We start from the raw sequence: 24,459 nt of genomic DNA, 5'->3' as shown, positions 1-24,459 counted from the left end.
CTACTTTCTTAAACACTTTAAGTTCTTCATTCATATTTACCTGCTCTTTATATCCTGCCTTCCAATTCCTTCTTTCCAAACAAAATCAAGGCATCACACAACAAGAAATACACCGCGGCAAGCCGGAATATTCATGTTTCGCACCATATCATTTTTATTACAACCATTTGGAAACCAATCACTGGACGAAAGAAACCTTCATTTCGTTTCACATTTTTTTCTCGGAAATAAAAAAAGGATTTCTTTTGTCATGTGTGCCTTTGAAAAAAGAAATAGATACCGAGTATAAGAATAACATAAACTAGCAAAAACGAAAAATAGGTTTTGCAGACAGCCCGCCCTTCTGGCGGACTGAAGTTATTGTATGCATCAATGTTTAGCGCGATCACCATTTTTTCGATAGGACAAAAAAGACTGGATGTCTCCAGTCTTCCAGATTGTTGACAAAAACCTAAAATGGTTTTCATTTTAGGATTTTGTCATCTTTTCAGCGTGATTGAAAACCCTTGAAGTCTAGGAAGGACGAGCATAGGAGCGGATATTCACAGGATGTGATGACGACGGCGTTTAGGCAGGACGCCTGAGAATTTAGCCGTTGATCCACTTCGCATTGAGCACCGAAGCGCAGTCCTGACAACGAATGCGAGGGTTTGCCGACACGCTGAAAGACTGGATGTCTCCAGTCTTCATTATCTATATTCCTGCCCAGACATCTTTGGCGTATATACCGGTATCCTGCAGATGTCTCAGCCAGTTTTGCGCTTCTTGCTCCCCGGTGCCATGGACAGACTGATACGCCTTTTGCAGTGCCGCCTCCACATCCGGGGCCATTTTGCTGCCGTCACCGCATACATAAAGCCTGCCTCCGCGATCAAAAATTGATATTAACGTTTCCGCATGGGCAGCCATGACATGCTGGACATACGTTTTCGGCATGCCTTCTTTGCGGGAAAAGGCTGTGTGGACAGTAACAATTCCGTCTTTTTCAAACTTCTCAAGCTCATCGCGGTATATAAAATCACGATCGTTCCTGCATCCAAAATAGAGATGAGCTTCACCGAGCGTTTTCCCCTCCCGTTTTAAAACTTCGCGGGCTTGAAGGAAACCGCGGAATGGCGCGACTCCTGTGCCTGGCCCGACCATAATGATTGGAGTTTCAGGGTCTTCTGGAAGCTGAAACCGGGATTCCGGTGTGCGGACAAACATCACGACATCATCACCGGCTTTACGCTCAGCTAAATCATTTGATGCCACGCCCCTGTATTCGCCACGGCCGCTCCACGCCGGGCCGCGCACGACACCGACTGTGATCGATGCTTGCCGCGGATTCACTCTTGGAGAGCTTGAAATCGAATAATATCTCGGTTTTAACGGCCGTAAAAGCTCTAAAAATCGTTCAAACGGCATGTCGCACGCTTCATACTTTTCAAGCAGATCCAGCATGGAAATTCGTTTTTTCAATATTTGCTCCTGATAAACACCCTCTGCTGACAGTTCTTCTAATTCGCGCCTATGCGGCGGACACACTGTAAATGCCGCCAGTTCACGTATTTGCGCTCTTGTGGCTGCTTCCTGCACCTCGACGCTGTAGCTGAGAAGATCATGCAGGCTGACAGGACGGCCCAATGGCAGATGCCCCGCACTGCGGCCGCTTGCCGACAATGTCACTTGGTCGGTTCCCTTCAAACCGAATCTGTGAAGAATCCGGCTGACATTGGTTTGGCTGTTTTTTGGCAATACGCCAAGATGGTCGCCCTCTTGATATTCAACATCCGGCGGCAATGCGATTTCGATATGGCGGGTGCTTCGATCGCTGTCCGCAGACTGAAGTTCACGATTTTCAGCAATGGATGCGTGAGAGGCTTCGTACGATCTAGCCAGCGGAGACTCGCCCAGCCCTCTGACAAACTGAAGGCTCAGCGTGCTTCGTTCCTTATCGGCGTTTTCATTAAGCTCCAGTCCGAATGCCTTAATGGCGTCTGCCCACATGCTTTTTTTCCACTCGTCAAGCTGCCCTTCAAAATCACCGCTCACATCCCCTTCCCCGCGCGCAGAAAACCGAGTCGCGCCTTTCTCCGCAAGCTGCTCATCAATGAATCTCGGCACGTATTGATACGTGCTCGCCCAGTTGTGGTCGCCGCAGCCAAATACCGCGTAATGGACGCCCTCAAGCTCACCCGGTTTGATTTCTTGAAGCCACTGCACGAACTGTCCGGCATTGCTTGGCGGTTTTCCATTATAAGACGAGGTCACAATGACAACTGCTCCCTCTTTCGGCAGCTTTCCAATCCGGTCGTTCAGAGGTGCTGTCTCTGTCCTTACGCCGTGAAGACTGGCAGTATCAGCAAGCTCCCGGGCGACGCCTTCTGCGGTGCCGGTATCTGAGCCGTACAGCACGAGAAGCGGGCGGTTGTTAAGACCGATGACCGATGCACCCTTTGCTTCCGTTTTCTCCTTTTGCTCATCAGGCGCGGCTTTTTCAGCTGCCTGGACGTCTGCATGAATGGCTTCCTGATGACGGCTTTGAACCCTGATGTGAAAATCGCCCGGCTTAAGTGTTAAGGTTTGTTTGATATCAAGCTCATAATTCTCATGATCAATCAATGTGAAATATTTTAGAATCATGCCTAACACAAGTGTGGCTTCATGAAGGGCAAACTGCATGCCGATACAGGCCCGTTGTCCATTTCCGAATGGTTTGTACGCATGATGAGGCACTTGGTCCTGATGCTCAAACCGTTCCGGCCGGAATTCTTCTGCGTCCTTTCCCCAAGCGTCTCGATCACGATGAAGCTGCGGAATCAGCACAGAAATTCTGTCATTCGTCGTGATCGGAAATTTTCCGCCAATGACTGTGTCTTCTTTTGGATAAAGGCTGAAAGCCGGAGCTGTCGGCCATAAGCGCAGTGATTCATTTAAAATCATCCGTATGTATGTAAGCTCCAGCACTTGTTTATAGGTCGGCGCTGCATCTGTCAGCACCCGATCGACCTCTTCATACGCCTTTTTCAGTTTGTCAGGATGCTTCAATAAAAAGTAAGTCGCAAAGGAAAGCAGGCCGCTCGTTGTTTCATGGCCGGCAATCAAAAACGTAATGATTTGAAAGCGGATATTTTCGTCGTCGAGCTTTTCACCCGTTTCCGGATCTTCCACATTCAGCATGCGGGCGAGCAAATCTTTTTCATCCTGGTCTCCATTCGCCCTGCGCTCTGCAATAATGCTGTCGACTAACGAAAACATCGTTTGAATATCATGGCGGAATTGCCGCTTTGTTCTGACCATAAGCTTATCTTGAACATCAAGCCGCTGCATTTGATGCATCGCTTCATCAAGCGCCCGCACCATACTGTTGATAAACGGGTGGGGCGTTTCTCTGTAGTAACTGTTAAAGCGGTAGTTAAACCCGCATAGCCCAATGGTGTCGAGCGTCAGCCGGGTCATATCTCCCGGGACATCGACTGCTTCATTCGGGTTGAGCCTTGCCCATTTTTGAATGAGCTGAACAGCGATATCGACCATTTTCTCATGATAGTCCTTCATGGCCCGCTGGCTGAACGTCGGCATCAGAATGTTGTGCGCTTTTCTCCAGTTAGGCTCATGCGTCCAGCTCGTAAACAATCCGTCACCCGAAAATGCGCGAACCTTTTCCAAGGCGCCTTCAATGCTTTTATCAAACCGTTCTTCATCACAAACCTCTTTCACCAATTCGTGGCCGGACACTACAATGGTCGTGCCCGCGGGTGTATGGATTTGAAAAATCGGGCCCTGTTCTTCCGCCAGTTTGATCAGCGAAAGCGTCGGCTTGTCTTTATCGATTAAAGGCAAATTGCCGAGCGGCCCAAACGTCTTCGGCTGAGGAATCGGGCTTGTTTCCTTCATCGAACCATTCCTTTCCGTATGAGATGCCTTCTATTTGACTACATTTCCCTTTCATGGTCATGATTATTCCGTTCTCCCAATTGACGCATGATTGCTGTTTTTTCTATACTTGAGAAGCTGTACAATACGCGAATAAGGTGAGTTTATATATGGATTTTGAAATTCGGTTTTTATCCTTTTATGTCATACAGGTGGAAGGCAAAGATGAGCAGGCGAACAAGCAGTTCAAGCACTTCCAGACCCTTGATACGGGCGAATTTGAAGAAAGCGAGCTAAAGGACTTTCTCGACGGGGAACTGAAAAAAATCGTCAAACGGAAAGCAGACCGCCATCCGCAGTCCGAGCAGGTCCCGACGAAAATCGGCCATTTTATCGTCGAGCCCGGCCACGAGCTCGATTCCAACCCAAACTACAACATGTTCAACCGCGCGCGTCTGGCGGAAACAAAAGAAGACTTCAATGAGCTGAGCGAGCAGTTCGTCCGCACGTACCTTGACACAAGCGCGGTTCGCGGCGGCGTGTTTCTCGTCGCTTCGGCCGTACCAAGAAAATACTTTGACGAGTCATTTGTTTTTATTATGAAATGTGATTTTGAGCCGAAGGTCGCCCGCATCTCTGACGCGTCTTCTCTCATTAAAAAAGTCGAAATGGCGATCACGACAAAAAACATGAAAAGCATCCAATACCCGTACATGCCAGAGGAAGGAATGGTCGAGGAAGGTGAGCTAAAAATCCACCAGGCCTCGCACGCCCGCTATTTTGAGGACTTTCTGAAATTCGTCGAGTACGGCGAATCGATGCCGGAAATCATGAAAAATCAGGTCATGAACATGGTACAGGAGCACGTCTACGAGACATTTGAAGACAACAGCGAAGAGCTCAAGCAGTTCGAGCACGACATTGAGATTTGGGAAGCAAGCGAAAAGCGGGAAATCCAAGAGCGCCTCGACACCCATCAAGTCATCGAAGCCTCCGCCCAAATCATCGAGCACACGCCAGAGGCCCAACTGAAAATGAAAGTCGGAGAAACAGAGATTAAGGGATTGCTAGCGGATTTTGGCGACTCCATTCATCTCGCCAAAGTAAACGGGCGCTATGTCGCACTGATTGAAGCCGAGACAATTTCGTTTGAGAAGGGCAGTTCACCGGTGGAGTTTTATAAGCCTGAGGGGCTGCATGAGGTGATTGAGCGGATAAGGAATAAAACAGAGCAAGACTAAAAAGTCCAGAAATCACTTTCTGGACTTTTCCTATTTAATACCCTTCCCTCAACACCGCATAGCACTCCCCAATCAGTTCTTCCGCTCCCGGCTCTCCTTTCAGCCCGCGGCGGACGATTTCTGAAGATAGGTTCTGGACTTTGAGCGCTCGTGGGGCTCTTCTTTTGTAGTACGCCTGTAATGCTGTTTCGTGGTCGGCGTGGTTTTGGAGTTCTTCGGCGAGGACGATGGCATCCTCGATCGCCTGATGCTGCTCTTTGATGCCAAGGATCATAGGTTAAGTCCGACAGAGCTTGCCAAACAGTCAAACGTCACGAAAGCGACGATTACAGGCCTGCTGGACGGGCTGGCGAGGGACGGTTTTGTCAGCCGCAGGCATCACACAGAGGATAAACGAAAAATCAGCATTGAACTGACAACGGAAGGCAAAGCACGCCTTGAGGAATTTCTACCCGGCCATTTCAGCAAAATCTCCGCGGTTATGGAAAACTACAGCGTCGAGGAAAAAGACATGTTCGTGAAGATGTTAGGTGATCTTTTTGAAAGGCTGAGCGTGTTTAAAGACTAAAAAACCCGTCCGACCAGGACAGGCTAAAGCGTCTTTTCTTCTGAAGCCGGATACGCATCCGGCTGTTTTTTCTTTATGGCCGTAACAAATATGCCGCTGATGACACACAGTGTGCACAAGCTCAAACGGCTCCTTCAATATCACGCCTGACAACATGACAGACGCACGACTCCACCTGTCTTTTTGTGTATGGCAAAAAACGCCTATCCAATGACAGGCGCTTTTTCATTAATCATCACTGCTCAAAATGCCGAAGAAGCGGAGCAGGTTGATGAATAAGTTGATAAAGTCAAGGTACAGCGATAACGCTATAACCGGAATCAAGTCTTCCGTAATGTGGCGGTGTTTGATTTGGTTCAAATCATACAAAATGTAAAGGGAAAAGACGATGGTTCCGATCACGGAATACGCCATCATCGCCGCTGAGTTTAACGGGCTGAAAATGTTGAAAATCCCTACCACTGCGAGGGCGAGCACCGCAACCAGCAGAAATGACCACAGGAAGGATAAATCCTTCTTCATTTTTGCGCCGATTGTGCCTAAGACGGCAAAAATGACAAATGTAGAACCAAAGGCTTCAAGCACGACATAGGCGCCGGCGATGGAAGCGTAATGGCTGACGATCGGAAATAAGGTAATGCCGGAAACGAACGCGAATGTATATACAAACGCATACCCGACCGCTTTTCTTCTGCGCATCCAGAAGGCCAGAATAATCATCGCCACTTCAAGAATAGAAAGCGGCAGCATCAAAGCGGCAGGAACAAATTGGCCGATAAAAAGGCCGACAGTCGCGATCAGCAAAGTGAAGACAAAGACTGTCAAAATGCGTTGCATGATCGATTGCTTACTCTCGTGAACCGTAGCTTGCATGTCAAAAATCCTCCTAAAAAATGATCTTAAAGGTCTATTATATAAAAATTGGATGAAATATGTATATGTTTTAAGGAGAATTTAATGAAAACAAACGCCCTTTACATTATCATTTTGATTCTTTCCTTTTCAGCGAAAAACGGTGCTTTTCTATTTTCTCAATTTGGGTAATCTGAGAATCATGAACCGTAATTTGAACGGTGCCGAAATCGAGTGTTTCCAGCGAGCTGATTATTTTTTCAATCACTTCCGGATCAATCGTTGATTTTGAAACCAAAAGACCTTCCCCCCTGTCGAATAGGTTTTAATTCACAGTATTCTTATAAGAATTATAATATTATGTTTTTTTTGATAAATCAATGGTGATTTCTGTTCAAATCAAAAAGGCATATGATCACCCGGTGACGGACAATCATATGCCTGGAAACTTCCTATTTGTTTTCTTCCAATTCCTCAACAATACAGCGGACACCCATATTTTCTAATGCCTGCTTCAGCGTGCCGTACGTTTCATATTCACTAAAATCAAGCCCCAATTGAATCGATGTTTGGGCCACATCCGGGCGAATCCCTGAAAATACGGCTTTGACGCCTAATAAGAAAAGCGTTTTAGACAGGTTGTACAATTGCTGAGCCACCATGGTATCCACAATCGGAACACCCGAAAGATCAACGACGAGGCTTGTGATTTTTCTCTCGACACAGCGGACCGGCACTGTTTCTAAAATGACCTGTGCCCGTTTTGTATCAATGGAGCCGATAAGCGGCAATATCCCGATTCCATCGGCAATGGAAATGACCGGGCAGCCAAGCTCTGAGATCAGTTCCTGCTGAGATGTGAGCCTCATCAGCATGAATTTTTGGTACTGCTCAGAGAATTCAATAATCAGCTTATCGAACGACTGATTCACAATGCGGTTCCATCGGTCTGCATCCTCATTTGTCACAATCTCCTGATTCTCTTTTATAAATGTGACGACTGCGTCCCAGAATGAGATTCTTGAATTGGATATGGCTTCTACGACCTCATGAACTTGAACATCCTGCTCTACCCTGTTTTTCGCAACGTTTTCCGCCCATTTTGTCATGTTGTCTTGAAAATCGGTTTGATCCTCCAGAAATGCGCTTGCGATTGTTATATTGGTAAATGTATGCTGCTCGGTTAAAAGTGTTTTCGTTTCTTCACTTAAATGGCTGGCGGAATATAGCTCGCCTTTTAGCTGGCAACGCAAACTGAACCATTTCTCAGTAATATCCGCAGTGTTGTCTATGATATATTGATATAATAATTGATCGATATTCACGGTCTGTCTCCTTTTTCGTAATAGAAGCACTTTCATTATAAAATGATAAAGCGGAATTGTGAATAAGACTAGAGAAAAATCAAATGATTCTGCTCTCTGAGAGCATTTCAGCTTCATATCCTTAGGCGAATGCACCAATAAGAGTCCGCCCGCATAAACTGCAGTGTACAGTTTACAATGAGAAAGGACGTTATCACATGTATTATGTTGATCCTTATATGTTTGCGGGGCATTTTTATGAGCCTTGGCCTGCTTTTGAATATGAATACCGATATCCATGGCCTGGCATTGGCAGCGGTGCTGTTCCGGGCTCTGGCGGCGGCTCCGGCCCTGGCATTGGCAGCGGTGCTGTTCCGGGCTTCGGCGGCGGCTCCGGCCCTGGTATTGGCGGTGGCGCTGTTCCAGGCTTTGGCGGCGGCTCCGGCCCTGGTATTGGCAGCGGTGCCAGCCCAGGCTTCGGCGGTGCGCCGCAGGGACCTCCTCCTTCCCAAATACCAGCGAAACCCCCAAAACCGCAGGGTTCTCAAGGAGCCGTTTTGTTAGTTGAACCAATCACCATTCGTCCTTGCCTTTTCCGATTTACCTATGTCTGGTTAACCAATGGCCGCTCATTTTGGTTTTACCCGATCATCCTTGGCAGAAGATCCGTCGGCGGCTTTTATTGGGATTCCTCACGGCGCCGCTGGGTTTATTTCGCCTTAGACACAAATCACATCGATGTTGTAAGCTGCTCATTTTAATAATCAGCCGGTTTCCCGGCTGATTTTTTTATGTTACTTCGGCCGTAAACAGGTTATAGTATTATTATCTTTTCAACTTGGAGGTTTCCCTATGATCAAACAAATTGGCACTGTTGCTGTATATGTCGAGGACCAGCAGAAAGCGAAGCAATTTTGGACAGAGAAGGTAGGCTTTGATATTGCAGCGGACCACCCAATGGGACCTGAAGCAAGCTGGCTGGAGGTTGCGCCAAAAGGAGCCGAGACTCGTTTAGTCATTTACCCGAAAGCCATGATGAAAGGCTCAGAGCAAATGAAGGCTTCTATTGTGTTTGAATGCGAAGACATCTTTGGCACATACGAGAAAATGAAGACAAACGGTGTAGAATTTCTCGGTGAGCCCAATCAAATGGAGTGGGGCACCTTCGTTCAATTTAAGGACGAAGACGAAAATGTGTTTTTATTAAAAGAATAAACTGTTGCGCACGGCGGTTCGATTCCGCCCTGCGCTTTCTTTGACATTGAGAATGAATTTCATTTACAATTATTCATATGTGAGAATGATTGGAGTGAGACAAATGTTTGTACAGTTAAGAAAAATGACGGTTAAAGAAGGCTATGCAGATAAAGTCATAGAACGTTTCAGCGCTGAAGGAATCATTGAAAAACAAGAAGGTTTAATTGATGTGACAGTGCTTGAGAAAAATGTACGCCGCGGTGATGAAGAAGTTGTTGTCATGATTCGCTGGGAATCAGAGGATCGCTGGAAGCAATGGGAAAAAAGCGATGCGCATATCGCTGGCCATAAAGCAAACAAAGGCAAACCAAAGCCTGACTATCTGATCAGCACTGAAGTGAGCATGTACCATGTACGTGCTGTCAAACAAGGGACATACAATCAATAAAAAGCTTGCGCCTTGCTGCAAGCTTTTTTCTAAGAGTCATGTTGATCTGCTTTGTTCGTATGTTACGGTATACAGCGGCTTATTTTTATGCCATTCTGCAAATAACACGTCCTCCGTCTTATCAATGTTCTTCTTTTTCAATTCTTGCTTCAGCCACTGTTCATCCACACCTGCTTCCTTCAGATTATCCCGGACAATCTCTCCATCTATGATTAAAGTGATCGGCAGAGAAACGGACTTCGAAGGAATCTGCAAATCCTTATTGGTCGGTTTGTCAAAGTCGGATTTTGGAAGCACACTGACCATCCCGTTTGTTTCCAAAATCGCATATTCTACTTCTTGAATCGAAAAGCTCCCCGCTTGCCTCAAAAGGCTTTGAAGCTGGTTAATGTCCATCTTATTTTTCTTCAATACTTTATATTGAAGCTCCCCTTTGCGGATGACGATATTCGGCTCGCCCTCCAAGAACTTTCGCGATGATTTCATTTTTTGCGTGATAAATTCAATAATATAAATCAGCACGCCCCACAATAGCGAAGCAAAAATAATTTCTTTGATTTTGATTTCATGATCGTAAACGGCATTTCCGACCAATTCTCCTAAAATTAAAGCAGAGATAAAGTCAAACGGCGTAATTTGAGAAAATTGGGTTTTCCCGAGAAGCTTTAAGATGATAAATAAAATGCCTAGACCGCAGACCAGTTCTACCGCAACGCTTAAATAATTTCCCATATTGATAGCACCTACTTCTTGATTATACTATCAGTATGGTCAATGCTTTCCTTTCTAAACCGGAAAAGCTCCGCTCAACGTTGCATGGTGAATTGGAGCATGTCATTGAAAAGCTGCTCTGCATCACTGCGGTCAATCTGGACAAGCGGGTCATTGAGGAAGGCTTGAAACGCGAGGCCAGCATCCTTTGTTAAACCTGCGTCCGCCACTGCCTCCTGATTGGATATATGCCTAGCCGCCAGCATTTCCACACCTTTCGGAAGCGCTCCGGACAAAATCGGCTGGACACGGTTCCTTGTGATGAATGCGTTTGTTTCGACGATGGCTTGTATAGGAAGGTTTGAGACCTGGCCTTGATTCGGCATATTTACATTTGTGACGAGTTCACTCAATCCGAGAAGAGCCGCTATGATGTTCACGCCTTCTTCTCCCGAAGCTTTCTCAGCAACGCCCCGTTGTTGCACGATCAACCGTTCTGTTTCTTGTCGTTTCTCAGCTCTGTCTTGTTTTCTGAATGATATAGGTGTGAGATGAAATTTCCATACTTCAGGCTGTTTGAGGTATGGGCCGGGAAGAAACTCTGCCAGATGCCTGTCTCCCGCAGCAGGGATGGCGCCATACGTTTCAAATAAATCAAACGCAACACGGTGTGCCGAACAAAAGACGCTGTCCCTCCAGCTTTCCCCCTCCAGCTCATATCCTGATTCCCCATAGTGCGCGCTGAATTCACGGAATATAGGCAGCAGGTCAATATGGCGGTAAGAAGCTTTTGTGATCCATGTAAAATGGTTAATGCCGAGCACATTAACGCGGATATCCTCACGCCGCGGCACCTCTATCCCCAGCCTTTCCGTGACCATTTCCGCCAATAACTTTTGCGTCCCGAATACCTCGTGGCAACAGCCAATCGCTTTGATGCCGGGAAACACTTTATACAGCACTCTTGTACAGACAGACATCGGGTTTGTATAATTAATGACCCATGATTCAGGTGCGTAGTCTCTTATTGCCCGGGCAATTTCCGCAAATATCGGCACAGCACGCAAGCCCCTGATGATCCCTCCAGGCCCGACAGTATCACCTACAGACTGATAAATACCGCAGCGCTCAGGCAAGTGGACATCGACTTCCATATCATCCAGTGATCCCGGCAAAATGGAAATAATGACGATATCCGCGGCTGATAACGCCTTTTTCAAAGTAGAAACAGCCTCATATCTCCATCTGCCGTTCCCGCTGTGATTGCCGATCACTTCATTTTTCTGAGCGGCTTCAAAATCAAGATCATAGAGCGCCACCGTGCCTGACATACGTTCATCAATCGACAAATCACTCATCAGGCTTCTGGCCCAGCCTTGGGACCCCCCGCCAATATAGGCAATCTTAATCTGATCTAATGTACTGATATGAAACACTCCCTTTCTCAGCCTTTCACCGAACCGATCAGCATTCCCTTTGCAAAGTGTTTTTGTAAAAATGGATAGACCGCCAAAATCGGCAGCGTCGCTATGACAATGACAGCGAGTTTAATTCCCTGCTCCGGCGGAACGGCATTTTGCATCGTATCGCCATTGGTCGCCGTTAAATCCGATAAAATCGTGACTTGGCGAAGCACCATTTGCAGCGGCCATTTTGCACTGTCATTGATATATAAGAGAGCGTGGAAGAAATCATTCCAAATCCCGACCGCATAAAACAGCGCAAAGGTCGCTATGACTGGCTTTGACAGTGGCAGGGCGATCCGCCAGAAGACGCCGATTTCGGAACAGCCGTCAATTTTTGCTGATTCCTCCAGCTCGCGCGGCAGCTGCTGAAAGAAGTTTTTGATAATAATAAGGTTGAACGGATTAATCGCCATCGGCAGAATCAATGCCCAATACGTATCCAAAAGGCCAAGTGATTTTACGACAAGGTACGTCGGAATCATGCCGCCTGAAAACAGCATGGAGAAAATCACCAGATTCAACAGCAGATTCCGTCCCTTCACATGCCGCTTCGCCAGCGGATACGCCATTGTGAAGGTGAAAAACAGCTGTACAGCCGTCCCGACCACGGTGATGAAGATGGACACACCCATGCTTCGAAGGAACGTCGGTGTCGAAAACACATACTTGTAAGCATCAAGTGTAAAGGTTTTCGGGAAAATAAAGAAGCTCCGCTGGGCGAGTTCCGCTTCTGTCGCAAAGGAACCGGCGATAATATACAAAAACGGCAAAATGGTAATCGCGCCGACACCGCCGAGAAACAGAATGTTGCAGACGTCAAACACCCGTCCGGCTTTGGTGTTATGCATCGTGTGAATTTCAGCCATACCTCTCCCTCCTCTAAAACAATCCTTCCTGATCAAACTTTTTCGCAATGTAATTGGCGCCAAAAATCAAGATAATCCCGACAACTGATTTAAACAAACCGACCGCCGTGCTGTAGCTATACGCCCCTTGGGTAATCCCCATCATGTACACATACGTGTCGAAGATGTCAGCCACACTGCGGTTGAGCGAGTTCGTCATCAAATACACCTGTTCAAAGCCAAGATTCAAAAAACTGCCGATTCTTAAAATCAACAAAACGATAATAGTGCTTCTAATCGCCGGCAGCGTAATATGCCACATTCTCCTGAACCGCCCCGCTCCGTCCATGATGGCCGCTTCATACTGCTCTTGATCAACCGTAGCAAGCGCTGCCAAAAATAGAATCGTTCCCCAGCCCGTCTCCTTCCAAATGCTTTGCATCACAATCATTGGCCGGAACCAGTCTGCATCCGACAAGAAAGAAATCTGCTCACCTGTCAGGCTCATAATCAATTTGTTGATCACACCTGTATCGACAGTAAAGAAAACGAAGGTGATGCTGACCACAATTGTCCATGATACAAAATGGGGTACGTAAATAAAGGTTTGGATACATCTTTTATACACGGCCTTTCTTACCTCATTCAAAAGCAGGGCCAAAATGAGAGGCGCGGGAAAGGCAAACAAAAGATCCAGACTCGCCAGCATGAGGGTGTTGCGCAGCAGCCGGAAAAAATCCGGATTCATAAAAAAGTCTTTGAAATAATCAAAGCCGACCCATTCGCTTTTCCAGAAGCCGAGATATGGCGAATAGTCTTTAAAAGCGATCAGCACACCCCACATCGGCAAGTATTTGAAAATCAAGAAATAAAGCAGACCGGGAATAAGAAGAAGATAAAGCCATTTGTCCCGTTTGAGCGCAGCCATCCAGCTGATGCCTTTTCCAGCGGTGAGAACAGGTGCATCTCCCTTCTTCGGCACTGTTTCCATATCTGTTCTCCTTTCGTGATACCGGGGCGCCCGCCGAAAGGCAGGCGCATCGGTTTATTTTGACGATTGGTACAATTTGTTCAAGTCCTTCATCAGTTCATTGCCGCCGCTTTTTTTCCAAAGCTCCACCGCATCATCGAACCCTTTTTCATCAATTTCTCCAATGATAAATTGTGTTCTCGCGTCGAGGATGATGTTGTCAAGCTGGGCTCCTTTTTGGGTATAGACATCAGATACAAGCGACTCAGCCGGGTTAAAGACGGCTATTTTTTCTCCTTCGGTTATGATGTCCTTGCGATGCTGGAAGAGCTTGGTTTTCTGGTCTTCGATGTAATACTCGCTTTTCGGAATCGACATGCTGAACTGTGCCAAGCCTTCATGCTCATACAGGAGAGATTTATTGTTTTTTTCAAGTGAGGTGAATACGCCGTCCTTGAGCTCGTAATTGCGGCCCTTCACTCCGTTGTTCGTGAGAATCTGCGCTTCCTTATCATTCATCTTATCGAGGAAGGACAGCACCTCTTTCAGCTCTTTTTCGGTTTTGACGCTTGATTTTGGTATCGTGATCATGCCTGAATAACCAGATGTCGGGAAGGTGCGCTTGCCATTCGGTCCCTCAAGCGAGCCGACGATATCAATGATATCCTTGTTCGACTCATCCGCCTCCTCCATCGCGCTTTGGATTTGAGACGCTCTTGAGCCTGTATCAACGATGACACCCGCTTTTCCTTTTACAACCGGATCATTCCACTTCGCAGAATCCATGACAGCAAAGTCCTTATTGATCAATCCCTCATCATAGAGCTTTTTAAAAAACGTGAGCGCATCCATGTATTCCTTCGTTGTAAAATCCGGAATCAGCTTTCCGTTTTCAACACCGTAGCGGTTCGGAGCGCCGAACCAGATTTGCAGAACATCCCATGGGCTTCCGTTGCCGAGTCCCATCCATTTCGGCACGACCATGCCGTACGTATCATCCTTGCCGTTTCCGTCAGGATCTTTTTCCTTAAAGGCTTTCAGCACTTCATAGAAATCATCAAGCGTTTCCGGCATATCCAGACCGACATTTTTCAGCCAGTCGGTTCTGATGATCATACACGCCCTGATCAGATCCCTCGTTCTGTAGATTCCGTACACCTCGCCGTTCACCGAGCTGTTCTTCAAAATCTTTTCATCTGCCTGGCTTAAATTCTTGTAGTCTTTTAAATAAGGAGACAGCTCCCAAAACGCCCCTGCTTTGACAGATTTGATAAAGCCGGCTGACTTATCTTTAATGACAATCGCGTGAGGCATCTCTCCTGAAGCCATGACGATGTTGAATTTGTCGTTGTAGGATGAATCAGGCACCCATGTGACCTTAATCTCTTTGCCTGTGTATTTTTCGAGCGCTTTTAATGAAGGGCTCTTATCACTTGGGCTTTCCGGCGATAAGAGCGGCGCCATAATTTTGATCGTATCTTTCGAATCGCTTGCTGAATTGGATGTTTCCGAATGGCTGCATCCGGCGATCATCATGGCAGCAAGCGGCAAGGCCATCCATTTTTTTCGCATTCTTATTTTCATGATGCGTAAGTCCCCCTTTTTTCAATTTGCATTTCCCCTTTGCCCCTCTCAATATAAAGCGCTTACATAAATTCTTGCAATCTTCATTTTTTGCACCATTTCTCCTATGAAATTCCGGCTGTTATCCTTTTTTGCCCGATGTTTCTTTTTTTGCCGGAAGGGAATCTCCGATCAGTTCCAGTGCCGCTATGACATTTAAACACCATTGAGAGACAGTGTTCGTTGTCACCCATGGAAGCTCCTCTAGCTGCGTCCATGTCTCGATGCGCTCCGGTTTGATCGGAAGCGGCGTATGGCTGAGCTTATCATCGAGCAAAAGATTCCACGCTTTGGCGGCGAGATGAGGATCTTGTTTTTTTCTCGCGGCGTAGGCTGTCATACCGGCGGCGAACATCGGCCAGTGAAAATGCCCGTCATGAAGAGCGCCTCCGCTTTTTTTCCGTTTTTCCTCATCACTTAGTGTGTAAAATTCGCCGAATTCACTCAGCATATCTTCCCATTCCCGGTCATCAAGAAACTCAGCCAGCTCCATCCACACTTGCGGCGCGCCGAAGGCAATGATCATATGATATCCGCCCGCAATGCCGTCTCCCATGTGATGAAGCATCGAGGTCGCCGGGTCATATTCAAATGTCGGGCCGGATAATAAGCGGAGCGGCAGCCGCTTCAGACAGTTGATTCCCGTTTGGATTTTGTGGAGATATTCCGGATTTTCGGTCCGCTCCCATTCCGCCAGCCAATTCGAGCAAAACGCCGCCCAGTCCGGTCCCGTTCTGGCGTGAGTCGGGTGCTTGCCTTTCTCGTAAAAAGCGCGCATCGGATCGGTTTTGACGAGGGCATAATCGGCATCCTTCACTTCTGTCAAAAGATCTCCCGTCCGCTCATCACCCGTCAGATAATAATAGAATTTATAAAGCCCGGCCATGCTGATTCTCGCTTCCTTGCAGCCGCATCCCCAGTGCACAACGTTATGCCGTGAACCAAGTCCTGCGTATTCACCGAGGTGAAAGCTGTCCGTTTCGCTCGTATGGCGGGTCATGGCTTCTGCCATGCGAAAGATATCCTCTCTGCCTGAGCGGAAAAACGCCTGCCACAGCCATAGGGTCGGAACGAGCTCATTGTTTTGCCATGCGTATCCGCCGAGATCGTACCGCCACATATGCCGGATCGGGTCATACGTATGCATGACATCGCCATAATGCCAAAAACCGTACCATCTGCGTTGCTCTACTTCCTTTTTATAAAACAGAAAGGCCGCATCGAGCTGTTCTTCCAGCTCTTTTTTGAGCGGATGGGATGTGTCAATGATGCTCCAAACCCCGAGTGCTTTTGATTCGTAATAGACGTCCGGCTCGCATACAATGAGCGGCGGCGCCTGCCATTTGTCAGCGAGCGCATTGAGGACTTCGTCAGACGGCATGTGCGAAAAGCACGCCAGGCTGATTTCATTTGTGTTCGCAATGCCTGTCGGATCAGAGCGCATTTCATCAAAGCCTTCATACGCGCTGGCCACGTGGGTGTTTCCTGTATAATGCCGCAAATCCATCGCTTCGCCGTCCGGGGGCCAAAGCCAGACGGTCATTTTGGGGCGGCTGACGGCAAGACCTGTGATTTCCAGTGCTGAAGGGTATTTCTCAAAGAAATACCGCAGGCCGAGAGCCACACCGCCATTTTCTCCGCCCGCATAGCAGAGCCCCTTCGCCCGGCAGCCATGCAGCATGCCGATCCACGCATAATCTTTTCCGGTCCGTTTTGACAGGCTGTAATGATCGCTTGAATCCTGCACGAGCTTGACATCGTCCCAAACCGCATTCTGTGTGCCATGTGCAAACCATTCCTTATGCTCTTCATCTGGAGACAGCATTTCGCCATTGATTTGTTTTTCATAAAGCGGATATCGTTCATTGAATTTACGTGTGCCAAACAGCTGGGCGGGTTCTTTATACATCCCTTTCTCTCCCGCAAAGCGGAAATGGCGGTTGTACGGCTCTCCCTCCAAAAAAAGGTCGAATTCGATGCCGAGCCCCTTAACGAATTCTAGTTTACCGCTCCTGTCAATCAGCTGCGTGTGCACAAGGCCGAGCTCAGACAGCCCGGCATAAAACGTCAATCGGATGACAAACGGCAGCCATTCTTCATTCGTTTTATGGAGCACATGCACTCCCTCGATTTTGACTACTGCTTTGACAGGACCACTCTGCTCAATCGTCGCCCGTTTGATAAAGCTGACAGATGCTTCTTGAAATAGAACCGTTTCCACCGCCGACTCTTTTCTCGTTTCTCTTATGGCAACGAGCCTCCCGCCTGCGGCGATCGGCTTTCCGTTGATCTGCAATGATTGAATGAAATCAGATCCTGTTTTATTAATGGTACAAACGAGTGCTCCTGTATCCACTTGGATATCATGCTCTGTCTCATGAATACTGAGCGATTCAGTTGGCTGCGGCACTTCTCTTTTGTGCACTGTAAAGCTTTGGTTTTCCTGACCGCCAAACACCGCCGCGTGCTTCGTCCACTTGATGCTCCCGTCCGGCCAATAGGCCGACGGTTCGCTTTGCACATATCGCGTTTCCGCGTTTTCATTCATAAGCGCCAGACGGTCTCCTTTTTTTAATTCTCCTTTTTTCCATGGCATGCCCCACGTCACGCCGCTTGTCAACTTTGGCTGTTCTGATAACCATTTGATCTTTTTCATCGGTCTCTCCCTCCATAGAAAAAAGCTGATTCGATGCAAAGAATCAGCTGTGATTGTCAAATTGAATCACACGGTATTCATGCGGTCCGACCGCCAGCCTCCCCGCCTTTTCCAAGCGGTGCGTCAACAGATCTGTTCCCGCTTCCGGCAGTGTCACACTTCCTCCTTTTCCATCCATATTCACGATGATCCACACAAGGCCGTTATCGCCTTTGCGCGGGGCAACGATTGTGCCGGGCGTAACATCCGACCGGCTGGAAATACCAGCTTCCTCCGCGTAATGCCTGACGAGCGCTTCCAGCATCGCATCCCCTTCTTTCCCGGATGGAAGCGAGCCCAGCATGACAATTTTCCCCTCGCCGTAATTCCGTTCCGTCAGAAAAGCATGGCCCGCCCCCGGTCCTGCTTCAACCGTGCCAAGGGTGTTTCCGCTATCTGTGTCAAACACCGCGCTCCACAGTCCGAGCGGCGCCGTGATGCCAAACGCTTTTCCTGTATTCACGTTCTCATTCATCGGAAAGGTAAAAAGTGTTTTGATCCCTGACGTTTTCTCAAGTTCGCCAAGTCCGCAATCGGTATGAATGGTATGCTCGCATGTGCGCCCTCCTGTCAGCGGCCCGGTGATCCAGATGCCGCCCGCTTCAGCGAATGCCGAAGCTTTTTTGATAAATTCAGAAGACAAATACGGCACAAATGGCGTAAACAGCAAGCGATAGCCGTCCAGTGGAGCGCCTTCCGGAATAAGGTCACGGTGAATCCCCGTGTTGAGAATACGTTCATAAAAATGCGTCACAAGCGAACGATGCCGGAGTCCCCGGTGAGGCTCAGTTTTAATAAATGCTTTTGCTCTGTCAGAGTAAGTCATCGCCGCCTCGGCTTGAACGGGTTCAGTCAATAGAATAACAGGCTCGATTTCCTTTCTTGCCCGCTCAACCGCCAGCACATTTTGATAGCCGATGGTGGGTTCGCCCCAGGCACTGAGAACCGAGCCGTGGGAAATCTCGCTGCCTGAACGCTGCTGTCGCCATAGCCAGTAGCAAAATCCCTGGCTTCCTAAGGCGTAGGACGATACGGCTTCGGCCTGCAAATACCCGTCTGCGTGCGGGTAAGCGGAGCTTTCAAGCGAGGCGGCATACGACGGACTCGTTTCCAAAATCCAAAACGGGCGTCCCTGTTTCAGATTTCTCCATAAATCACAGTTCAATAAAAAGGCAGAGGCGTTTTCCTGCGAAGCGTACGTGTCATAGGAGGCAAAATCGAGATTCTGAAACATTTGCTCATTGTCCACGCTGAACATGACTGATCCGTTATGCGTGATCGGCGCATCTGAATAGCAGCGGATGATTTTGGCCTGTTCATCCGCAAACGAAGCGATCATCTCCATCGAAAACAGCTGATACATGGTGCTTAGGGAAGCGTGATGCAGAAACGGGGCCGGTCCCGGCTGCGGGACTTGCTCAAACGTCTGATAGGTTTCGCTCCACACATCGGTTCCCCAAGCTTCATTCAAGCGCTCAATCACCCCGTAGCGATTTTTGAGCCAGTCATGCCATAAGCGCAAACATGTCTCACACATGCATTCTGCAACATGGCATTTAAACTCATTGTCTAGCTGCCATCCGATCAGCCCCGGGAGCCGGCCAAGCTCCTTGGCGATGGCTGTGGTGATGAGGGCGGCTTTTTTTCGGAAATACGGGTTGTTCGTACAGGCATGCTGACGGGAGCCATGCCCCATGATCTCTCTTTTTTCATTGACATGCATGCGTTCGGGCCGGCCGTGTGAGAACCAAATTGGCGGGGTAGGCGTCGGCGTGCACATAATCGTTTCGATCCCGCTTTCATACAGCCGGGCGATGATTTCTTTGAAAAAACCGACGTCAATTTTTCCTTCTTCAGGTTCCATGACAGACCAGGCAAATTCGCCGATCCGCACAACATTTACGCCAACTTCACACATGATGTCAATGTCCTGCTGAATCGTCTCTTCATCCCATAATTCCGGATAATAGCAAGCGCCATGATACAGTTTTCTCATCCCATTTTCACCTTTCTTTGATGATCGATTCTGTCAATGGCAGGCCGAGCTCCTTTATGCCTTTTGCCACAAGTTTCGCCATTTCATTTGCGCCTTTTTTTGTAAAATGCGTGTAATCATTAATCCCTTCTGAAATCATAAAATAGGTGTACACTTTTTCCTCGCCCTTCTCAGTAAAGAAAGCGAGACTTTTCTCCATCAGATCAATGAGCTGGACATTCTCCTCTTCAGCCGTCTGCTTCATGGCAATGCAGTAATCAGGAAAATCGTTCAAAAACACGCCGTTTTCGTAGTGAAAGCGGGCTACGGGGGTGACGAGAAGCGGATGGGCGCCTTTTTCCCGCGCGCCTGCGATATACTGTTTTAAATATTGTTTATAGGTCGTGTAGGGCTCGGTATAGCGCTCCGGCTTATTTTTCGACGCGTCATTATGGCCCATCTGCACGAACACCCAATCATCCGGCTCAATCACATCAAGGATCGCCTGAAGCCTGCCCTCTTCGACAAATGTCCTCGAGCTTCTTCCCCCGATCGCTCTGTTGATCACCTGAATATGCTCCGGCAGATGCGAGCCGAGAAACTGCCCCCAGCCCCCTTGATTTGTGCTGTCTCCATACGTTTGAACAGTCGAATCGCCGGCAAGATAAATATGATTTGCCATTTTTCATTCCTCCTCGTTTTTTATACAGCTTCCATCACGGATAGCTCTTCCCTTGAAAAAGACCGGTGCGTACAGCGCTTGAGCATTGGTTCGTCCTGCCCGTTCGTTAATCATCTTGTCGTAGCGTTCAGCCTTTGCGTCTTATCCCTTAGTCCTCCTACAGCGGCGCCTCCGCTTTACTTCCCGCTATGTACAGGGCGGGCTTCGGCGGTTTTTTCATTCCCGTTCCGAGGTAAAAGCTCGTGTGCGGCGGCTGGTTGTAGGCGGTATTCTGCCAGGCGATGCCGAGCCTGTAAACCGGATCATGCATCAGCGTGTAAAAGCGGTGGCGGGTGAGATGTGTCGTTGTATAGATACGGAGCGCGCTGCTGTCTTCCGTTCTCCATATCACTTCTTCCCGCCAGTCTCCGAACAGGTTGGCCTGAAGAACCGGGTTTCCTTTCGTGCCGTTGTTGGACAGCACGCCGGCCGGCTGAAATATCGTCTTCAGACAGCCGGTTTCAGCATCCCATTTTTCAATTTTTGGCCTGCCAATCGTTCCGTCCCAGTCATGATCAAGCAGTTCTCTGACCAAATCACCGTCCCACCAGATGGCGAAATTGGCTGAAGCGGGCGCTTTGTCGCTGATTTTTTCGCCTTTGCCCGTGAAAAGCCCATACGACATGCCATCATTGCCCGGCGGATCAATTCCCCAGACGAGCGACCCTTTGTAGCTTGGATCAATATGAGCTGCCATGCCCCGGCCAACGTCAGTTCCAGCATGGACGCCCCATAATATCTCACCGGTTCCGGCATCTCGCAGTGACAGTCCGTACGGCTTCGTGGCGTCCTCATGCACCTGGAACACTTCAAGCCCTTTTCGTGACGGGTCCAGATCCCCTACATGCATCGCGTCTCCGTGCCCGAGCCCCGTTGAGTACAGGCCGGTTCCGTCATGATCGACAGCCATTGCGCCGTATATGATTTCATCTTTTCCGTCTCCGTCGACATCCGCCACGCTTAAGCTGTGGTTCCCCTGTCCTGCGTACGCTTCATGTCCCGGATGGTTGGAGTCAAATACCCAGCGTTTTTTGAGCCTTCCGTTTCTGAAATCGTATGCCACGAGCACGGCTCTCGTATAGTAGCCGCGTGCCATTACAAGGCTCGGCCGCTCCCCATCCAAATAAGCGATTCCAGCGAGAAAACGGTCCATCCGGTTTCCATATCCGTCTCCCCAATCCTCCAGCTTGCCGCGGGGCGGTTCATATTCCACGGTCGTGAGTGCCTCACCGGTTTCTCCTTTAAACACGGTCAAATATTCCGGACCGGACAAAATTCTGCCCTGTTCGTTTCTAAAATCGGCATGCTCATCACCGATGATATGTCCTTTCCCGTCTGTTGTGCCGTCAGCTGTTTTCATGGCGATTTCTGCTTTTCCGTCACCGTCAAGGTCATACACCATAAATTGCGTGTAATGAGCACCCGCTCTGATGTTTCTGCCGAGGTTGATGCGCCACAAAAAGGTGCCGTCCAGTTTATAGGCATCTATGAGCACCTCCCCGGTATAACCGTCATGAGCGTTGTCTTTTGAATTGGATGGGTCCCACTTCAGGATCATTTCATATTCTCCATCCCCGTCTATATCCCCGACACTGGCATCATTGGCGCTGTAAGTGTACGGCTTTCCGTCCGGCGTCACACCGCCTTCCGGTTTGGCAAGCGGAACCTCCAGGACATTTTCCTGCCAAACACGAGCTTCCTTGGAAAGCTTTTCTTCCCGTCCTTTATTGACAGCCGCCACTTGATAAACAGAGTCAGCCGTTCCATTTTGATCGAGAAAATTAGTGCTTTCAGCGATTGGATCGCGGGTGATCCGCTTTCCATCCCGATAAAGGTGAAAAGCCGTCGTCTCATGATCCGTGCCGAGAAAACGCCAGCTGACAAACACGCCCTGTTCTGTCTTTACCGCAATCAAACCTCTGGTCAGGTATTCCATTTGCCTCTTTTTTGGTTTCATTTTAATGGGAACGGGCTGCGCGCAGCCCGTTCCTTCCCCCTTTCAGTTAAGGCGTATACATATTTGGTTTTGGCTGTTCCGCCATGCCGTCTCCTAAAAAGAAGCTTGTGTGCGGCGGCTGGTTATAGGCGACATTTTGCCAGGCGATGCCAAGCCGGTACACCGGATCGTGCATCAGCGTATACAGCCTGTGCTCAGTCGGAATGGTCGTCGTGTAAATGCGCAGTGCACTGCTGTCCTCCGCTCTCCACACGACTTCCTCCCGCCAGTCACCGAGCAGATCAGCCTGAAGCGTTGGTGTTGCTTTTGTGCCGTTGTTAGCCGCTGCGCCTGATGCAGTCAGCACATTTTTCGATACGCCGTTTTGATAATCCCACTTATCAATTCGGTTGCTGTCCAGCTGTTCCCGCAGCAGGTCGCCGTCCCACCAGATGCCGAAGTTGGTCGAGGACGGAGCCCCGCTTCCGATTTTGACCCCTTTCGCTGAGTAGAGAGAACCGTTTGCCCACACCTCCTGTCCCGGATAACGCGGGTCAATATCAGCAGCCATTCCCCGGCCTACATCCTTGCCGGCATAAACGCCCCAAAGGATTTTTCCGGTTGCAGCATCCCGGAAAGATAAGCCGTATTTTGCATTTTTGTCCTCATGTACTTGAAACACCTCAAGCCCCGGCCGGCCCGGATCAAGATCTCCTGTATGGAGGGCATCCCCATGGCCTAAGCCGGTCGAGTACATGCCTTTCCCGTCATGATCAACAGCCATTGAGCCGAAAATAATCTCATCTTTTCCATCCCCATCAACGTCCGCGATGCTCAGGTTGTGATTCCCCTGTCCGGCAAACGCTTCATTTCCTGACTTTGAGGAGTCCAGCGTCCAAAGCTTTGACAGCTTTCCATCCCTGAAGTTATAGGCAACTAGCATGGTTTTAGCGTAATACCCTCTGGTCATGATCAGGCTCGGCCGCTGTCCATCAAGGTAGGCAATGCCGGCGAGAAAACGGTCAACACGGTTGCCGTAGCTGTCTCCCCAATCCGACACATTGCCGCGCGCCGGTTCAAAATTTGCGGTGACAAGCTCTTTCCCGGTTGAACCTTGAAACACAGTGAGATATTCAGGGCCTGAAAGCACACGCCCCTGTTCATTTCTGTAATCAGCATTGGCATTTCCAATTACTTTGCCCGTGCCGTCTTTTGTCCCGTCTGCCGTTTTCATTGCCACTTCCGCTTTTCCGTCACCATCAAGGTCATACACCATAAACTGGGTGTAGTGCGCGCCCGCTCTGATGTTTTTGCCGAGATTGATCCGCCATAACTTTGTGCCATCCAGTTTATACGCGTCAATCAGCACGTCACCCGTATAGCCATCCTGTGAATTGTCTTTTGAGTTAGACGGGTCCCATTTCAGGATCAGCTCGTATTGCCCGTCACCATCCACATCGCCAACACTTGCGTCATTAGCGCTGTACGTGTAAGCTTCACCCTTTGGCGTCGTGCCGCCAGCCGGTTTATCCAGCGGGACGGAATGATACGGCTGCGCCCATACGGAGGCTTTTTCAGAAGCCGGCTGTTCGGTACCGTTTACAACAGCCCGAACCGTATACGTTGAGCCCGCCGAACCGTTTTTATCTACATAGTTCGTGGTTTTGACAGGCGCAGCATTCAGTTTTTGCCCGTCTCTGTACACATTGAACAAAACAGATGCGTTTTCGGTTCCAAGAAACCGCCAGCTGACAAAAATGCCCCCGTCCGTCTTGACCGCTACAAGCCCCCGGTTCAGCGCTTCCATCTGCCGCGCTGCCCCTTCAGCTTTCACAGGACATACAGAGGTTCCCATCACCAACAAGACCAGCAACGTAATAGCGGTAAACATGCGTTTCCTTCGTGTAATCATCAGACAGCTCCTTCTCATTTATCTGTAAGCGCTTACTTAAATTGGATTTTATGCGCTGTGTGAGCTGTCTTCAATTTCACTTTTTTGCATCTGCCTATTTCGGACACTGCACTTTTTTGCGTATTTGTCATTTTTTT

General features: G+C 48.7%; 18 protein-coding genes and 3 pseudogenes. 5 read left to right on the top strand and 16 right to left on the bottom strand.

All coding sequences use genetic code 11. From position 1 onward, the window contains the following. Positions 1-693 precede the first annotated feature (693 nt). A complete protein-coding gene (gene cypD / locus CW370_RS18465; RefSeq protein ID WP_024572816.1) occupies positions 694-3,879 on the bottom strand; it encodes a bifunctional P-450/NADPH--P450 reductase in 3,186 nt (1,061 codons plus the stop codon). Between the two features lie 149 nt (positions 3,880-4,028). Between cypD and CW370_RS18460 the strand changes: the two genes are divergently transcribed. Beyond that, complete coding sequence (locus CW370_RS18460) at positions 4,029-5,099, top strand: DUF3900 domain-containing protein (RefSeq protein ID WP_003233793.1); 1,071 nt, start codon at positions 4,029-4,031, stop codon at positions 5,097-5,099. 34 nt (positions 5,100-5,133) lie between these two features. Here CW370_RS18460 and CW370_RS18455 read toward each other — a convergent pair. Next, positions 5,134-5,343 (bottom strand): annotated as a pseudogene (locus CW370_RS18455) (oxidoreductase); the annotation flags it as partial. On the opposite strand from CW370_RS18455, the pseudogene yetL reads away from it, so the two are divergent. Beyond that, positions 5,338-5,667 (top strand): annotated as a pseudogene (gene yetL, locus CW370_RS18450) (transcriptional regulator YetL); the annotation flags it as partial. The pseudogenes CW370_RS18455 and yetL sit on opposite strands and share 6 nt — an antisense overlap. A gap of 23 nt (positions 5,668-5,690) precedes the next feature. Here yetL and CW370_RS18445 read toward each other — a convergent pair. The 4 genes and pseudogenes from CW370_RS18445 to CW370_RS18430 form a co-directional block, all read right to left on the bottom strand. After that, positions 5,691-5,832, bottom strand: a pseudogene (locus CW370_RS18445) (DMT family transporter); the annotation flags it as partial. 63 nt (positions 5,833-5,895) lie between these two features. Further along, the gene (locus CW370_RS18440; RefSeq protein ID WP_024572819.1) at positions 5,896-6,540 is read right to left on the bottom strand and encodes a Bax inhibitor-1/YccA family protein; all 645 of its coding nucleotides are present in this window, start codon (positions 6,538-6,540) and stop codon (positions 5,896-5,898) included. 109 nt (positions 6,541-6,649) lie between these two features. Beyond that, positions 6,650-6,817 carry a YezD family protein gene (locus CW370_RS18435; RefSeq protein WP_003244522.1) on the bottom strand — a complete coding sequence of 56 codons (168 nt, stop codon included), beginning with the start codon at positions 6,815-6,817 and terminating at the stop codon, positions 6,650-6,652. Positions 6,818-6,971: 154 nt separating this feature from the next. After that, positions 6,972-7,844 (bottom strand): STAS domain-containing protein, encoded by an 873-nt coding sequence (locus tag CW370_RS18430; protein WP_014479128.1) that lies wholly within the window; start codon positions 7,842-7,844, stop codon positions 6,972-6,974. A 197-nt stretch (positions 7,845-8,041) separates the two neighbouring features. Between CW370_RS18430 and CW370_RS18425 the strand changes: the two genes are divergently transcribed. The 3 genes from CW370_RS18425 (at position 8,042) to hmoA (ending at position 9,468) form a co-directional block, all read left to right on the top strand. Then, a complete protein-coding gene (locus tag CW370_RS18425; RefSeq protein ID WP_101169900.1) occupies positions 8,042-8,584 on the top strand; it encodes a hypothetical protein in 543 nt (180 codons plus the stop codon). Between the two features lie 91 nt (positions 8,585-8,675). Beyond that, positions 8,676-9,038, top strand: a complete 363-nt coding sequence (locus CW370_RS18420) for a VOC family protein (protein ID WP_101169899.1) — start codon at positions 8,676-8,678, stop codon at positions 9,036-9,038. 103 nt (positions 9,039-9,141) lie between these two features. Beyond that, positions 9,142-9,468, top strand: coding sequence for a heme-degrading oxygenase HmoA (hmoA, locus tag CW370_RS18415; protein WP_124059987.1), 327 nt, complete (start codon positions 9,142-9,144; stop codon positions 9,466-9,468). 36 nt (positions 9,469-9,504) lie between these two features. Here hmoA and CW370_RS18410 read toward each other — a convergent pair whose 3' ends face one another. The 10 genes from CW370_RS18410 to rhgW all read right to left on the bottom strand — a co-directional run bounded on the left by CW370_RS18410 (position 9,505) and on the right by rhgW (position 24,322). Next, a complete protein-coding gene (locus tag CW370_RS18410; RefSeq protein ID WP_014479125.1) occupies positions 9,505-10,200 on the bottom strand; it encodes a DUF421 domain-containing protein in 696 nt (231 codons plus the stop codon). A 74-nt stretch (positions 10,201-10,274) separates the two neighbouring features. Further along, the gene (gene lplD / locus CW370_RS18405) at positions 10,275-11,615 is read right to left on the bottom strand and encodes an alpha-galacturonidase LplD (RefSeq protein WP_046664331.1); all 1,341 of its coding nucleotides are present in this window, start codon (positions 11,613-11,615) and stop codon (positions 10,275-10,277) included. Between the two features lie 8 nt (positions 11,616-11,623). Beyond that, positions 11,624-12,511 (bottom strand): carbohydrate ABC transporter permease, encoded by an 888-nt coding sequence (locus CW370_RS18400; protein ID WP_003242715.1) that lies wholly within the window; start codon positions 12,509-12,511, stop codon positions 11,624-11,626. Positions 12,512-12,524: 13 nt separating this feature from the next. Next, entirely contained in the window at positions 12,525-13,481 is a 957-nt protein-coding gene (locus CW370_RS18395; RefSeq protein WP_014479122.1) for an ABC transporter permease, read from the bottom strand. A gap of 54 nt (positions 13,482-13,535) precedes the next feature. After that, on the bottom strand, positions 13,536-15,044 hold the full coding sequence (locus CW370_RS18390; RefSeq protein ID WP_029317444.1) for an extracellular solute-binding protein: 1,509 nt from the start codon (positions 15,042-15,044) through the stop codon (positions 13,536-13,538). A 121-nt stretch (positions 15,045-15,165) separates the two neighbouring features. Beyond that, entirely contained in the window at positions 15,166-17,739 is a 2,574-nt protein-coding gene (locus tag CW370_RS18385; RefSeq protein ID WP_101169898.1) for an exo-rhamnogalacturonan lyase family protein, read from the bottom strand. Positions 17,740-17,782: 43 nt separating this feature from the next. Next, positions 17,783-19,774: a beta-galactosidase YesZ gene (gene yesZ / locus CW370_RS18380; RefSeq protein WP_101169897.1), complete on the bottom strand. Its 1,992-nt coding sequence runs from the start codon at positions 19,772-19,774 to the stop codon at positions 17,783-17,785. A 7-nt stretch (positions 19,775-19,781) separates the two neighbouring features. Next, positions 19,782-20,435, bottom strand: coding sequence for a rhamnogalacturonan acetylesterase (locus CW370_RS18375; protein WP_101169896.1), 654 nt, complete (start codon positions 20,433-20,435; stop codon positions 19,782-19,784). A gap of 157 nt (positions 20,436-20,592) precedes the next feature. Next, entirely contained in the window at positions 20,593-22,431 is a 1,839-nt protein-coding gene (gene rhgX, locus CW370_RS18370; RefSeq protein WP_101169895.1) for a rhamnogalacturonan exolyase, read from the bottom strand. Positions 22,432-22,477: 46 nt separating this feature from the next. Beyond that, on the bottom strand, positions 22,478-24,322 hold the full coding sequence (gene rhgW, locus CW370_RS18365) for a rhamnogalacturonan lyase (RefSeq protein WP_029946044.1): 1,845 nt from the start codon (positions 24,320-24,322) through the stop codon (positions 22,478-22,480). Positions 24,323-24,459 lie beyond the last annotated feature (137 nt).

It is taken from the genome of Bacillus sp. SN32, from assembly GCF_002837495.1.
Lineage (GTDB): Bacteria > Bacillota > Bacilli > Bacillales > Bacillaceae > Bacillus > Bacillus subtilis.
Note: the sequence above shows the minus strand (reverse complement) of the source record. Positions and strands in the feature narration are given on the sequence as shown.

What these genes read in the sequence shown, in the direction of transcription:
- cypD (WP_024572816.1), bottom strand. Translation starts at nt 3,879, where the DNA reads ATGAAGGAAACAAGCCCGATTCCTCAGCCGAAGACGTTTGGGCCGCTC.
- CW370_RS18460 (WP_003233793.1), top strand. Translation starts at nt 4,029, where the DNA reads ATGGATTTTGAAATTCGGTTTTTATCCTTTTATGTCATACAGGTGGAA.
- CW370_RS18440 (WP_024572819.1), bottom strand. Translation starts at nt 6,540, where the DNA reads ATGCAAGCTACGGTTCACGAGAGTAAGCAATCGATCATGCAACGCATT.
- CW370_RS18425 (WP_101169900.1), top strand. Translation starts at nt 8,042, where the DNA reads ATGTATTATGTTGATCCTTATATGTTTGCGGGGCATTTTTATGAGCCT.
- CW370_RS18420 (WP_101169899.1), top strand. Translation starts at nt 8,676, where the DNA reads ATGATCAAACAAATTGGCACTGTTGCTGTATATGTCGAGGACCAGCAG.
- hmoA (WP_124059987.1), top strand. Translation starts at nt 9,142, where the DNA reads ATGTTTGTACAGTTAAGAAAAATGACGGTTAAAGAAGGCTATGCAGAT.
- CW370_RS18410 (WP_014479125.1), bottom strand. Translation starts at nt 10,200, where the DNA reads ATGGGAAATTATTTAAGCGTTGCGGTAGAACTGGTCTGCGGTCTAGGC.
- CW370_RS18400 (WP_003242715.1), bottom strand. Translation starts at nt 12,511, where the DNA reads ATGGCTGAAATTCACACGATGCATAACACCAAAGCCGGACGGGTGTTT.
- CW370_RS18395 (WP_014479122.1), bottom strand. Translation starts at nt 13,481, where the DNA reads ATGGAAACAGTGCCGAAGAAGGGAGATGCACCTGTTCTCACCGCTGGA.
- CW370_RS18390 (WP_029317444.1), bottom strand. Translation starts at nt 15,044, where the DNA reads ATGAAAATAAGAATGCGAAAAAAATGGATGGCCTTGCCGCTTGCTGCC.
- CW370_RS18385 (WP_101169898.1), bottom strand. Translation starts at nt 17,739, where the DNA reads ATGAAAAAGATCAAATGGTTATCAGAACAGCCAAAGTTGACAAGCGGC.
- yesZ (WP_101169897.1), bottom strand. Translation starts at nt 19,774, where the DNA reads ATGAGAAAACTGTATCATGGCGCTTGCTATTATCCGGAATTATGGGAT.
- CW370_RS18375 (WP_101169896.1), bottom strand. Translation starts at nt 20,435, where the DNA reads ATGGCAAATCATATTTATCTTGCCGGCGATTCGACTGTTCAAACGTAT.
- rhgX (WP_101169895.1), bottom strand. Translation starts at nt 22,431, where the DNA reads ATGAAACCAAAAAAGAGGCAAATGGAATACCTGACCAGAGGTTTGATT.
- rhgW (WP_029946044.1), bottom strand. Translation starts at nt 24,322, where the DNA reads ATGATTACACGAAGGAAACGCATGTTTACCGCTATTACGTTGCTGGTC.